Annotated in this window: 11 protein-coding genes and 2 pseudogenes; 3 read left to right on the forward strand and 10 right to left on the reverse strand. The window is 34.9% G+C overall.

Annotated features, from left to right (window positions below; genetic code table 11):
- Positions 1 to 21 precede the first annotated feature (21 nt).
- The 9 genes and pseudogenes from V6S17_RS10070 to V6S17_RS10110 form a co-directional block, all read right to left on the reverse strand.
- On the reverse strand, positions 22 to 1,380 hold the full coding sequence (locus V6S17_RS10070; protein WP_029091425.1) for an Nramp family divalent metal transporter: 1,359 nt from the start codon (positions 1,378 to 1,380) through the stop codon (positions 22 to 24).
- Positions 1,381 to 1,529: 149 nt separating this feature from the next.
- The gene (locus tag V6S17_RS10075; RefSeq protein ID WP_029091424.1) at positions 1,530 to 1,892 is read right to left on the reverse strand and encodes a helix-turn-helix domain-containing protein; all 363 of its coding nucleotides are present in this window, start codon (positions 1,890 to 1,892) and stop codon (positions 1,530 to 1,532) included.
- Between the two features lie 110 nt (positions 1,893 to 2,002).
- Entirely contained in the window at positions 2,003 to 4,927 is a 2,925-nt protein-coding gene (locus tag V6S17_RS10080) for an insulinase family protein (RefSeq protein WP_036027214.1), read from the reverse strand.
- 101 nt (positions 4,928 to 5,028) lie between these two features.
- Positions 5,029 to 5,733: a YjjG family noncanonical pyrimidine nucleotidase gene (locus tag V6S17_RS10085; protein ID WP_029091422.1), complete on the reverse strand. Its 705-nt coding sequence runs from the start codon at positions 5,731 to 5,733 to the stop codon at positions 5,029 to 5,031.
- A 15-nt stretch (positions 5,734 to 5,748) separates the two neighbouring features.
- Entirely contained in the window at positions 5,749 to 6,117 is a 369-nt protein-coding gene (locus V6S17_RS10090; protein ID WP_244990823.1) for a Crp/Fnr family transcriptional regulator, read from the reverse strand.
- Positions 6,100 to 6,315: pseudogene (locus tag V6S17_RS10095) on the reverse strand (Crp/Fnr family transcriptional regulator); the annotation flags it as partial. The gene V6S17_RS10090 and the pseudogene V6S17_RS10095, both read right to left, overlap by 18 nt.
- A gap of 242 nt (positions 6,316 to 6,557) precedes the next feature.
- The gene (locus V6S17_RS10100) at positions 6,558 to 7,283 is read right to left on the reverse strand and encodes an amino acid ABC transporter ATP-binding protein (protein WP_029091421.1); all 726 of its coding nucleotides are present in this window, start codon (positions 7,281 to 7,283) and stop codon (positions 6,558 to 6,560) included.
- Complete coding sequence (locus V6S17_RS10105) at positions 7,276 to 7,944, reverse strand: amino acid ABC transporter permease (RefSeq protein WP_051457400.1); 669 nt, start codon at positions 7,942 to 7,944, stop codon at positions 7,276 to 7,278. Before V6S17_RS10105 ends, V6S17_RS10100 begins: the two co-directional genes overlap by 8 nt.
- A 33-nt stretch (positions 7,945 to 7,977) precedes the next feature.
- On the reverse strand, positions 7,978 to 8,766 hold the full coding sequence (locus tag V6S17_RS10110) for a transporter substrate-binding domain-containing protein (RefSeq protein ID WP_029091419.1): 789 nt from the start codon (positions 8,764 to 8,766) through the stop codon (positions 7,978 to 7,980).
- A gap of 337 nt (positions 8,767 to 9,103) precedes the next feature.
- Between V6S17_RS10110 and V6S17_RS10115 the strand changes: the two genes are divergently transcribed.
- The 3 genes from V6S17_RS10115 to V6S17_RS10125 all read left to right on the forward strand — a co-directional run bounded on the left by V6S17_RS10115 (position 9,104) and on the right by V6S17_RS10125 (position 12,606).
- Positions 9,104 to 10,318, forward strand: coding sequence for an NAD(P)/FAD-dependent oxidoreductase (locus tag V6S17_RS10115; protein ID WP_029091418.1), 1,215 nt, complete (start codon positions 9,104 to 9,106; stop codon positions 10,316 to 10,318).
- A gap of 254 nt (positions 10,319 to 10,572) precedes the next feature.
- Entirely contained in the window at positions 10,573 to 12,048 is a 1,476-nt protein-coding gene (locus V6S17_RS10120; protein WP_029091417.1) for an aldehyde dehydrogenase family protein, read from the forward strand.
- A gap of 126 nt (positions 12,049 to 12,174) precedes the next feature.
- Positions 12,175 to 12,606 carry a GNAT family N-acetyltransferase gene (locus V6S17_RS10125; RefSeq protein WP_029091416.1) on the forward strand — a complete coding sequence of 144 codons (432 nt, stop codon included), beginning with the start codon at positions 12,175 to 12,177 and terminating at the stop codon, positions 12,604 to 12,606.
- Between the two features lie 125 nt (positions 12,607 to 12,731).
- Here V6S17_RS10125 and V6S17_RS10130 read toward each other — a convergent pair.
- A pseudogene (locus tag V6S17_RS10130) lies at positions 12,732 to 13,576 on the reverse strand (aldo/keto reductase).
- Positions 13,577 to 13,583: the final 7 nt, after the last annotated feature.

The raw sequence follows: 13,583 nt of genomic DNA on the forward strand, positions 1-13,583 counted from the left end.
TTTGCTTGTCATCTTACTATTTTATTGAAAAGTGCTATATATGAGGTACACATTTAATATCGTTAATACGATTGCGATGAACCAAGCAACATATTTAACCCACTTAGGATTCGCAAATTCACCCATCATTTTTTTACTACTTGTAAAAATAGTTAGTGGAATAATTGCAAATGGCAATGCAACGCTGAGGAATACTTGCGTATAAATTAACAATTCCTCTACTTTCGCATCTTGTCCATTGTATACAACTACCATGATAATTACTGGGATAATCGCTAATAGTCTTGTTACTACACGACGTAACCACATTGGAATCTTCATTTTAATAAAACCTTCCATCACTATTTGACCAGAAAGTGTTCCTGTGATGGTAGAATTTTGACCTGAAGCCAATAGGGCGACTGCAAACAATGTACTGAGTATCGGACTTGCAACAGCACCGACAATTTTATTGTCACTTAATGCATTATATAATTCAACAAAACGACCTAAATCACTTTCAACACCATAAAACATAGCTGCCCCTAATATCAATAAGAGACAATTGACAACCATAGCAATGGTTAGTTGAATATTTGAATCAATCGTAGAAAATTTAATCGCTTCACGTTTACCTGCAGCTGTACATTTGTATTGTCGTGCCTGGATAATCGAACTATGTAAATAAAGATTATGAGGCATTACTGTTGCGCCCACAATACCTAATGCTAATAATAACATACCTGGTTGTAGTGCAATTTGTGGATCTGGAATAAAACCTTTTAACATTGGCCCCCATTCTGGGCTTGCTAAGATTACTTCATATAGAAAAACAATGAAAATAGTCGCTATCAAAGTTGCCACGATGGCTTCAATTTTTCTAAAACCGACTTTTGATAATAATAATAACAACATAACATCTAGTGCTGTAATTAAAACACCCACTATTAGTGGCATTCCAAATAATAAATGTAAGGCAATCGCACCACCAATGACCTCTGCAATATCTGTTGCCATAATCGCTAATTCAGTAATAATCCATAATATAAAGCCAACTGGCTTACTTGTTGCTTTACGTGTGGCTTGTGCTAAGTCCATTCCTGTAACAATTCCTAGCTTGGCTGACATACTTTGAAGTAACATAGCCACAATACTTGAAATTAATATGACAGACAACAATGCATACGCATACTGCGCACCACCTGCAATAGAAGTAATCCAATTACCAGGGTCCATATACCCCACAGCCACTAATACACCTGGTCCACTATACGCGGCTAACTTTCGCCAAAAACCACCTTTAGACGGCATAACTACCGTGTTATTTATCTCTTCTAAACTTGCTCCATTCGCATGTTGAACAACAGATTGATGTTCTTTTTTATTTTTCTCATGTGTCATTCACAACGCCTCCTTGATCACTTGAATATATAAATACGACTTCTACAAGTTTTATTTTGCACCATGGAAACATTTTTGTCAATGTCTAAGTTTTTCAGGTAATATAATGGAAACGCTTAACCTTGAGCGCTTCTAAGGCAGGTACTTTTTTATTTTTTTTCTGTGATATCCCAACCTTCAATTTTAAGTGAAAGCTCTTGCAATAACTGTAATTGTTCTCGCGTATGTCGGTAGGGTAACTCTAGATACCACGCCTCTAATTCAGGGTTATCAAGCAACGGAAATGTTGAGTTAACCGTTTCATCACGCAACCCATTTATATCATCCACAAAGTAGTTGACTGGTGTGCCTACTTCGTTAGCAATCTTAACCAGTACGTTTAACGGTGGACGGTTTCGATTCATTTCATATTTACTAATAACAGATGCATTGACACCAATTCGTTCAGCTAATTCTTTTTGTGTGTACCCTCTTTTTTGACGCTCGTCTTTAATTTTATCCCCAATATTCACAGCCTTCACTCCTTTGATAACTTTCTTCTTTATCTTATTTTACCATTGTTCCACAACAAAAAAAGCCTGTTCCCTCATTAATTATATTAAGAGGGACCAGACCTTGTATTTTAGATATCACGAACACTATCAAACAAATCAATATTTTCTTGAATTTTTTCATTATTTCCAAACACACAGATTTTTGCATCTTCTAATGCGTCTGCAAACATTTGCGCCATTTCACGGATGTCTTCTGCTGTTGTAGAAAGTATCTCATCGCGTGTTTTTTGGATATCTTTTACAGTGAGGCCTTTTTGGTGGCGAGCAACTGCACGAGCTCCCTCTTGTCGAGGTGATAGCGGCATATCCATCCCACCCATCGTTCCAATAATATATTTCGTCATTTCATAATCACTTGCATCAAACGTGCGTAAATAATCAACAACTTTATCATATACCGCCAATGTTTCAGGAAGATTAGGATCTCGGTACGACCAGAACAACCATTTTCCGTTTTCTTGCATTACAAAACCTGCACCATAAGCGCCACCAAGTACACGGACTTGATTCCATAAATAATCATATGAAAGAATTTTTTTCAATACAGTAATATGTCCATTATAGGGATATTTTTTATTATCCAATTTCCCACCTTTGACAACATATTGTACTTTACTAGACGTTTGAAGTCCTTCATTACTATTTTCATTTAATTCATAAGAACGATTCGCATTATTGCTACGCTCACTATGGTTTAAATCCAAAGCTTCAATCGCTTGTGTCACTTCTTGATAAATACTGTGATCACCTGTTACTGAAATACTCAAAGCCTCTACACTAATAATATCTGCTAACAAGTTAGTGAAACGTTCTTGAACTGATTCAAAGTCTGTTTCCAATTGTGTTGTTAAATCACAAATAAAATCATAAAAACCAAGTCCACGAATGTCTTCTGAGTAATTACTCAACGGCTCAATATATGAACCCAAACGAGCCGCAGCAATATTATGTCCTGCTTGATTCATGCTCATCTCAATACGTGATTTTATAATCTGAACAATCTCAGTAATACGTTTTTTATCAGTGAAAAGTGTTTCTTTTAAAATTTTAGTAACAAATGCTAAGCCATTTTTCACTTCATCCTGTAAAATTTTTGTTTTTACAGTGAAGTATGTTTGGAACTCTTCAGAAGGTGCTTTTTCACTTAAAATACTGTTGTAGAAACTTGTTCCACCTGTCACAATATTAAGTTCATTCGAAAGCTCAGAATAGTTGTATGATGATGTATCTAACTGGCCGACTAAGTCTTCTAAAAGTCCCAGGTATGGAACATCGGCTTTTGCAACATGAGAAGTGTTAAACATCAAGGCTATATATGCGATTTTATTCGTATCCGCCTCATAAAACATGACTGGTATATCATTAGATTTAGTCAATGATAATGGATAATCAGTCGCTTCAGCTTTTAAATCGGCACGTGTTAACATCGGCAATTTTTTCAACGCTTCTTCATCATCTACTAACTCTTGTTGCGCTTTTAAGTCAGCTGTTGCTACAACTAAATCAGCAACTTCTTGTTCAGATAAACTCGTTTTAAATGCATTAAGCTCAGCTGTTACATTCGCATTTGTTTCATCTGCTAAAGTATGTGAAGGTTCGACAATAACCAAACTTTGATGCAAGCTGTTCAAGAAATAGCGATCAATTAATTTTTCAAAATAAGGTGAATGTAACCCTTGTTTTACAGCCGTTAATGTTTTTTCATAAGCTAAGTGAGTGGCTGGTTTTCCTTCATATAACCAACTGTCCATTGCTCGCATCGAATAAATAAGACCTTTTGGCATCGAACCAAAATCTGCTTCACGTAATTGGAACTCTTTCAACATAATAGCAGATTCGATTAAATCTTTATCAATACCTTCTGACACAAGTTTTTGTAATGTTTCACGTACAACCTCTTGGAAACGCTCTTTATCTGACGCATTGGCATTTTTAATAACAATACTAAATAATGGCTGTAATATGCCGTTATCGTACATTCCAAAAACATCATTTCCTAATTTCGCATCTAATAAAGCTTGTTTCAAGGGCGCTGCTGAGCTTTCTAATAAGATATATTCAAGCACATCTAAGGCAAAATAATTTTCTGCATCAAATATGTCTGAGATTACATAGTTTAAACTTAAGAATGATTTATTATCTAATGATTCTGTTGGTAATACCGCATATTCTTTCACTTCCTCATGTAAATCGCCCAAGGCTAATTGATAAGGAATTGCTGTTGTATTTTCCACTTTTTCAAATTCTGATAAATACTCAGCATCTAAAAAGGCTAATTTTTCTAAGATATCTAAATCCCCAGCTAGCGTAATAAAACTATTTGAGGCATTATAAAAACGTTGGTAATCCTTGACGAACTGGTCGTAAGTTAACTCAGGAATCGCAATGGGATCACCGCCAGATTCATAGCGATAAGGCGTATCTGGAAACAATGATTTTTGAATACTGCGCATTAAAATTTGTTCCGGCGAAGAAAAAACACCTTTCATTTCATTATAAACGACACCTTTATACTCGATAGGCTCTTCCACACTATTTAATTCATAATGCCAACCCTCTTGTTTTAAGATACCTTGTTTTTCAGTTAATAATGGATGAAAAACTGCATCAAGATACACATCCATTAAATTATGAAAATCTTTGTCATTTTGACTTGCGACTGGATACATTGTTTTATCACTAAATGTCATTGCATTTAAAAAAGTGTTTAGTGATCCTTTTACTAATTCCACAAATGGTTCTTTTAATGGATACTTGCGCGAACCGCAAAGAACTGAGTGCTCGAGAATATGGAATACACCTGTATCATCTTCTGGTGGTGTTCTGAACGAAATTGAGAACACTTTATTTGTATCATCATTTTCAAAATAGAGTAATTTAGCCCCTGTTTTTTCGTGTTCGAAAACGTGTGTAATTGATTTTATTTCTTCAACTTCTTCACGTTCTTGGTAAATAAAGCCATGATACCTTGCTTCTAATTGTAAGTCTATCATCTGTTTCCTCCTATTTATACTGTCTATTTGTTCAATGACTCTATTATAGCAAATTACTGCTGTTATTTGACCAATTCAGCTTATTCCTTCATTAAAATAGCTTAATGCACAGTGCTAGTGACATTTAATAGGATTAAAATTTCTTCTAATTTTCTAATTTCAAGCGTTGGTTGATCCTCTTGACCAGCAATTGTTCCTCCTGGGTTATACCAACAAGTCGTAATACCGGCTAAATTACCACCTTTTATATCAGAAGTTAAGGAATCACCAATAATAATCGTTTCATTTTTTTCAAAATTAGGAATACGTTCAAAAACATAAGAGAAGTATTCTGGCATTGGTTTTTGATAACCTGTGTCTTCGGAAACAAATACATTTTTAAAATAAGGACGTAAACCTGAATCTTCAAGGCGACGATATTGTGTTGTAGAGACACCATTTGTTACGATATATAAATCGAATTTTTCATGTAATTCTTGGATTAAATTGAGAGCACCTTCAATTAAATGATGACCTTCTGCTAAAAACTCACGATATCTTTGGTCTACTTTAGCACCATCAATTTCTTTACCATACGCTTTAAAAACCTCTGTAAAACGGTTAGAGATAACTTCCTTTTGTGTGACCTCTCCACGTTCAAATGCACGCCACATCGCTTGATTAATCGTATGATAATGCAGCTCAATTTCAGCTGTTAACTCTAGTTTTTGTTCTTTAAAAAGTTTTTTCAAAGCAGCTTGTTCTGTTGCTTTAAAATCTAATAATGTATCATCGATATCGAATAATAGCGTTTTGTAATTTTTCATCTATATAAACCCCTTTTAATTATAAATATCTTTTGCTATGGCAATGAGTTTCTCTCGGTTTTTTATTATAATATCTGTTTCCGTACGCTCAATCATCCCATCTTCAATAAATGCCTTTATGATACGATTAAGATGTCTTGAACTGGTACCTATTAAATCAGCAGTGTCTTTAAGTTCAGACCGATTAAGGGCACAATTTTGTTCATCGCACACAATTGATGTTAAATAACTCGCAAAACGCACTTCGACTGGGTACAACAAATTAATGCTTAACGCCTCAGATTTTAACCAAAATTTTTCAGAAACGACATTCAACAATAATTGTAAAAACCTTGCATCTTGAAAACCATTCTGATGAATGACCTTTTTAGATATCGCCAACATTTTAACTGTTGATATTGCTTCAATGGTATTCATACATGATACATCTTGAATACATTCGACATCACCTAATATTTCAAATGGCTCTTTAATTGCAACAATTAAATTTTTCTCTTCTGAAGAAGTAGTGAAGATTTTCACTCGACCCTCTACTTGAAAAAGGACGTGCTCTATTTCCTCACCTTGTGTACAAATAAGTTCACCACTTTGATAGGTTTAAATGGTCATAAAAGAACGTAATTCTTCATTGATATGCTGATCTAAACCATATTTTTGAATATAGTAATCAACTTGTTCTCGATTCATAACTCGTTCCAAATCGACGCCTCCTCTTAGTTGATAACATTTTATCATAAAGTTAGCCCTATTATCGAGACTTATGTCCTGACAGTATTATCATCCCATAAAAAAAGCCCCTAATAAAATATTAGGGACGACAAATTCTATAACACTTTTTCTAAAAATATTTTTGCTCGTTCTGATTTTGGTGAATCAAAAAACACTTTCGGCTCTGTTTCTTCAATAATCGTACCTTCATCCATAAAAACAATTTTACTAGACACACGTTCAGCAAAAGCCATTTCATGCGTTACGATTACCATTGTAATACCTGTATCTGCTAATGATTGAATAACTTCTAACACTTCTTTAACCATTTCAGGATCCAGTGCAGACGTTGGTTCATCAAATAAAAGATACTTCGGTTTCATCGCTAAAGCTCGGGCAATTGCTACACGTTGTTTTTGTCCACCAGATAGTTTTGACGGATAAACGTCTGCTTTATCGGATAAACCAACTTGTTCAAGCAAAGCTTTGGCTTCTTTATGAGCCTGTTCTTTTGCTGTTTTACGAACTTTAATCGGTGCATAAGTAATATTTTCTAGCACTGTTTTATGTGGAAAGAGATTAAAATGTTGAAAAACCATCCCAACTTCACTACGCATCTTCATGACTTGTTTTTCTGACAATGATGTTATATTCTCATTATCGATAAAAATTTCGCCAGTTGTTGGCTCACCAAGTAAGTTAATACAGCGTAATAGTGTTGATTTTCCAGAGCCTGAAGGACCAATGATTGTAACAACTTCTCCATCATTAATCTTTGTACTGATATCTTTTAAGACATGTAATTTACCAAAGTTTTTATTAACGGTTTTCATCTCAATCACTGCGACCTAGTCTCCTTTCTAATAAAGAACCAATAAATGTTAAGATCATTGTTAAACAGTAGTATACGATAAATGCCACAATCATTGGTGGGAAGTAGGTATACATGTTCGCGGCAACAATCTCTGAGCGACGCATCAAATCGGTTACTGCAATCGTTGAAACAATTGCTGATTCTTTTGTTAATGTTATGAACTCATTCATTAATGCTGGAAGAATATTTTTAATTGCTTGTGGCAAAATAATATCTAACATGAATTTATTGTATGGGACTCCCAATGCCTTAGCAGCCTCATATTGTCCTTTATCCACAGCATTTAAACCTGAACGAATAATTTCAGACATATATGCTGCTGAATTTAATGAAAAGGTCAAAATTGCTGCTGTTAAAGGTTCAATATCAAAATGAAACAGCTGTGGTAATGCTAAATATACTAATGAAAGTTGCATAATAAGTGGTGTTCCTCGGAAAATCGAAGTGTAAAAATGTGCAAAACCACTTAATACTTTATATTTACTAATTTTGAAAATTGCTAAAATGATTCCTAATATAAAACCAAATAATGCGGAGAAAAAGGCAATTTGTAATGTGACCCAGACACCGTTTAATATATAAGGAATCGATGGTTTAAGATTATTGAATGTTTCTATTAACTCCTGCATGCCATCGTTCGCTCCTCTCTCACTTCGCGGTAATTACTTACCGCTTGTTTCAATCCATTTTTTAACGAATTTATCTAACTCACCGTTTTCTTCCATTTTTTTCAATTCTTTATTAAACTCTGCTGTTAACTTACTTCCTTTAGGAAATGCGATTGACATTGGATCACCTGTGACAACTGAATCATCTTTAATGTTAAATTGTGCTAAACGATCTGAATCATTTGTATATCCAAAAGCTACAGTATCCACTGTCACAATTGCATCTAGTTTATTTCCTGCCATTGCTTCTACCATTTCATTCACTTTATCCCATTGTTCAATATCCATTGGGTATTTCTTACTTAAATCTTCAGCTAATGTTGCTTGTGTTGATCCAATTTGAACTCCGACTTTTTTACCTTTTAAATCTGCTGCTGTTTTGATTTTGCTATCTTTAGGCACTAGGATAACTTGATGTGACGTATAATAAACATCCGAAAAATCAACTTGTTTAGCACGTTCTTCATTTTTCACCATACCTGACATTACAAAATCAATACTGTCTTGATTAAGTGCTGCTATTAAACCACCAAATTTTTGATCTTTCACTTCTAAATTATACCCTAATTTCTTTGTAATGTAGTTAGCAACATCAATATCAAATCCAACAATTTTGTTTGTTTTTGTATCAACTGATTCAAACGGTGGATAATCCGCACTTGTTCCCATTACTAATGTCTTTTTACCATTATCATCTTTTTTAGTTGGCGCATCTGCATTAGCGCCACATGCTGCTAGTACAAATAACGATGCCATCATTAGTATCAATACAATTTTCTTCATTTTTTTTCCCCATTTCAATTCAATTTTGTGTGTATTATTTTCAATTAATAATTCATTTATTATTTACTTCTATAGTTAATTATTTTACATGTAATAATTATACACGTCAACCCTTTTTTATAAATAATTAAGCTTTTTTATACATAAATAACTCTTTTTATTCATTATTTTATACATAATTTCCGTTTTATGATTCCCGCTTGGATGCAAGCGCTTTCTTTTTTGTGCAAAACACTACACTATATACAACATTTACACGATTGTAAAGAACTTTCATTTGCGTTATACTGAAATTGTGTCAAGAGTTTGTCTTATAAGACAAAAGGAGTTGAGTAGCTTGGTTAAGAAAAAAATTGTTATTTTAGGTGCTGGTTATGGTGGTTTAAGAGCACTTAAACGATTACAAGATTTAAAACCGAATGCTGAGATTGTATTGGTCAACAAGAATAGTTATCATTGTGAAAAAACAGCATTGCACGAAGTTGCCACTGGAGCTGCTAGCCCAGGTGACATCTGTTATCCCGTTTCTAGTGTGGTAGACCCTCAATACACAACTTTTATTAAAGCGACTGTATCTAAAATTGAGCATCACAGTAAAACGATTGTATTTGAGAATCGTGAACCGCTCAGGTACGACTACTTACTTATCGCACTTGGCTTTGAGTTCGAATCATTTGGGATTAAAGGTTTAAGTGACTATGCTTACCAGATAACAAATATCCCGTCTGTAGAACATATTTATAAACAATTAAATGAGAAATTACGTGCTGTGAAACCAGGAGAAAAATTATCAATTGTTGTTGGTGGGGCTGGTTTTACAAGTATAGAGTATATTGGTGAATTAATGGAACAGCTGCCTTTTCTTACAAAAGCGGCTCATTTGAAGCGTGACCAAGTCTCTGTTTCTTGTGTGCAATCCAATGTTTTGCCGATGTTTTCAGAAGACCTCAGTGGTTATATAATTGGAAAATTAGAGAAAAAAGGCGTTACTTTTATCAAAGGTCGCGTGGCTAATATAACTGCAAATAGTGTTTTCTATAAAGAAAGTAAAGCATCAACTGACTCATCTGAGCTCACTGCTGATATGTTTGTCTGGGCTGGTGGCGTTAGAGGGAGTTCAGTCATTACAAATTCAGATTTCAAATCTGATCGTGGGCGTGTGTTAGTTAATAATAATCTCACTGTACCTGACTGTGAAGATGTTATGATGATTGGAGACTGTTCGATTGTCATCGATGATGTTACAGGCTTACCTTATCCAACAACCGCTCAAATCGCAATGCAACAAGCTGATTGTGCGGCAGCAAATATTGTAGCTATCTTTAATCAAAAACCCGCTAAAGATTTTTATTATAAACCTAAAGGAACCGTCTGTTCCATTGGTCGACATGACGCTGTTGGTGTCGTGATGGGTAAACAATTACGCGGTGTTACAGCTTCGGTCTTAAAAAAAGTAATCGATACCCGCTCAATTGTTTTAATCGGCGGAGTTGATACTGTAATTAAAAAGCAAAAATTATTCCGTAAAAAAAGTATGCATGTTGTTAACTAGACTATTTTTAAAACCTTCTAATAATTAAATTAGGAGGTTTTTTTCTATCTTATAAAATTAATACCCATTAATACAAATCATTCAACATCCTCAAGTTAATCACACTCTCTATTAATACAAATAAACACCTTTTATTAGTCGTCATCGTCAATGCTTTATAAGCTATATCATTTTACAAATACTTCCAAATCATTTACACTTTATTTGTAAGCGCTTTCTATATTGTATTCTACTATCGAAAGGATGTTTTAGAAATGACTAAAATTACAGATGATCACTACGGATTATATATTGACGGAAAGTGGATAACTCCTGCTGGAGCCTCTCTTATTACTGCTGAAAATCCTAGCAACGGAGACGCTCTTGCTACTTTTGTTGACGCAACCCATGCTGATGTTGATGCGGCTGTTTTAGCTGCTCGTAATGCCTTTCCTACTTGGAAAAAAGTAGATGTTGTCTCTCGAAGTAAGATGTTGCTAGAAATTGCTGATTTGATTGATGCAAACAAAGAGCGTTTAGCCATGATTGAAACACTTGATAACGGAAAACCCATTCGAGAAACATCATCAGTTGACGTTCCATTTTCAGCGGATCACTTCCGCTATTTTGCTGGTGTTATTCGTGCAGAAGAAGGCAGTGTCAAAGATTTTGATGAAGATACCTTATCCATTATATTAAAAGAACCTATTGGTGTTGTGGGACAAATTGTTCCTTGGAACTTTCCAATATTAATGGCTGCATGGAAAATCGCTCCTGCTATCGCAGCGGGGAATACTCTGGTTATCCACCCCTCTTCATCTACAAGCCTAAGCTTGCTTGAATTATTTAAATTATTAGATCAGGTCTTACCTCCAGGCGTTGTTAACTTAATCACAGGCCGTGGGTCTGATTCTGGCGACTATATGTTAAAACATGATGGTTTTGATAAACTTGCCTTCACCGGTTCAACTGAAATTGGTTATGAAGTTGCTGAGCAAGCTGCCAAAAAATTAATTCCTGCAACATTGGAACTTGGTGGAAAATCAGCAAATATTTTCTTTGATGATATGCCTTTTGACCGTGCCATTGAAGGGGCTCAATTGGGCATTCTCTTTAATCAAGGTCAAGTTTGTTGTGCAGGTTCTCGTATTTTTGTTCAGGAAGGTATTTATGATAAATTTATTGCAGCCTTGAAAACTGCATTTGAGAATGTAAAAGTTGGTTTGCCATGGGAGATGGACACGCAAATGGGCGCCCAAGTAAATCAACGTCAACTTGAAAAAATCAAAGAATATATAAAGATTGGTACCGAGGAAGGTGCAGAAGTTATTACTGGTGGTATGACGCTTGAAGTTGATGGTAACAATAAAGGCGCATTCTTAGCACCCACTCTATTAGGTAATGTTGATAATAACATGCGCGTTGCAAAAGAAGAGATTTTTGGGCCTGTTGCCTCCGTTATTAAGTTTAAAACAATCGAAGAGGTCATTGAGCTTGCCAACGATTCTGAATATGGTCTTGGCGGTGGTGTCTGGTCAACCAATATCAATACTGCTTTGAAAGTCGCACGCGGCATCGAAACAGGTCGTATTTGGGTAAATACCTATAATCAAATTCCAGCTGGTGCACCTTTTGGCGGTGTTAAAAAATCAGGTTATGGACGCGAAACCCATAAAATGATGTTAGATGCATACTCACAAACGAAAAACATTTATATTAGTACCAAAGAAGCGACTGACGGGTTATACTAAAAAATTATTATTTCTACTCGTTAATTTCACGGGGCCAGAGCTGATATTTAGTTCTGGTCTGTTTGTATTCATTAGAAATTCCATGCTATACTTAAGGACAACTTTACTTATAGGGGGATTTTTTAGATGCATTTTATCCAAGTAACAACTAAAGAACAATTACAAGAAGCTTTCAAAATTCGTTTTACTGTCTTCGTTGATGAACAAGGTGTGGATGCCGCACACGAACTTGATGACTTTGATTCACTCGGTTCGACTGCTATTCATCTTATTCTTGTTGATAATGAAAAAACAATCGGTGCTGCTCGTCTCCGTTTTATAGATGACTGCGCTAAAATGGAACGCATTTGCGTGCTTGCCGAATATCGTAAAGGCGGTGTGGGCCGTTTAATTATGACTGGTTTAGAAAATATTGCTCGTGACAAACAAATGACGTTTGCTAAATTACACGGACAAACACAAGCCGAAGGTTTTTATAATAAACTTGGTTATGAGAAATCCTCTGATATCTTTTTTGAAGAAGGCATCCCTCATATTGAAATGAAAAAAACTTTATAAAAAAAGCGTTTCAAACCTTAGCACTCGATGCCATGGTTTGAAACGTTTTTTAGTTAAAACAAAGACTCCAACCTATCTACTTTTACATTTCATGAAACGTAACAAGCTAATTTATAACTGTTATTTTATGCAAAATCAAAAGTATCTGGGTCTGGTCCCACTCTTGTATCCATGTTCATGTTATTCAACTCTATCATCTCAAAAGTGGTTAATTCAAAATCAAACAAATCTGCATTAGCAATCATACGCTCACGTTTAACTGATTTTGGAATCGTAATTACCTCATTTTGAACATCCCAACGCAGAATGATTTGTGCTGCTGATTTATTGTATTTTTTAGCAATTGTTACAATCGTTTCATTATTTAACAACTCACCTTGCATCAATGGTGACCAGGCTTCAATATGAATACCATGTTTTTTTCCAAATTCGCGTATTTGTATTTGGCTAAGGCGTGGATGTAATTCAACTTGATTTATAGCAGGTACAACTCGCGCCTCTGCTAATAATGTTTCTAAATGTGATATTTGGAAATTGCTGACACCAATAGCTTTTATTTTTCCATCCAGATATAAATCTTCTAAAGCGCGCCACGCCGTCATGTATTTATCATTACCTGGCCAATGAATTAAATACAAATCTAAATAGTCTAAGCCTAATTTATCTAAACTCGTTTGATAAGCAGCTTGAGCTTCTTCATAGGTTAAACCATCATTCCAAATCTTAGATGTGATAAAAGATCTTCTCTTTTTAATCCCGTAGCTACTAAACCAGCTGCGATTCCAGCTCCAACACCCGCTTCATTGCCATAAATCGCCGCGGTATCAATACTACGATAGCCTACTTCTATTGCTGTTTTAACCATTTCAGCAACGTCTTGTCCATCCTCTACTTTAAATACACCTAAACCAAAACCTGGCATTTCTACTTCATTATTTAATACGACTGTATCTGTTAAACTTTTAATCATTATAATT

It is taken from the genome of Brochothrix thermosphacta DSM 20171 = FSL F6-1036, from assembly GCF_036884295.1.
GTDB classification, from domain to species: domain Bacteria; phylum Bacillota; class Bacilli; order Lactobacillales; family Listeriaceae; genus Brochothrix; species Brochothrix thermosphacta.

Bases quoted from the DNA above. Each gene is read 5' to 3' on its own strand.
- V6S17_RS10070 (WP_029091425.1), bottom strand. From the start codon at position 1,380: ATGACACATGAGAAAAATAAAAAAGAACATCAATCTGTTGTTCAACAT.
- V6S17_RS10080 (WP_036027214.1), bottom strand. From the start codon at position 4,927: ATGATAGACTTACAATTAGAAGCAAGGTATCATGGCTTTATTTACCAA.
- V6S17_RS10085 (WP_029091422.1), bottom strand. From the start codon at position 5,733: ATGAAAAATTACAAAACGCTATTATTCGATATCGATGATACATTATTA.
- V6S17_RS10090 (WP_244990823.1), bottom strand. From the start codon at position 6,117: ATGTTGGCGATATCTAAAAAGGTCATTCATCAGAATGGTTTTCAAGAT.
- V6S17_RS10105 (WP_051457400.1), bottom strand. From the start codon at position 7,944: ATGCAGGAGTTAATAGAAACATTCAATAATCTTAAACCATCGATTCCT.
- V6S17_RS10110 (WP_029091419.1), bottom strand. From the start codon at position 8,766: ATGAAGAAAATTGTATTGATACTAATGATGGCATCGTTATTTGTACTA.
- V6S17_RS10120 (WP_029091417.1), top strand. From the start codon at position 10,573: ATGACTAAAATTACAGATGATCACTACGGATTATATATTGACGGAAAG.
- V6S17_RS10125 (WP_029091416.1), top strand. From the start codon at position 12,175: ATGCATTTTATCCAAGTAACAACTAAAGAACAATTACAAGAAGCTTTC.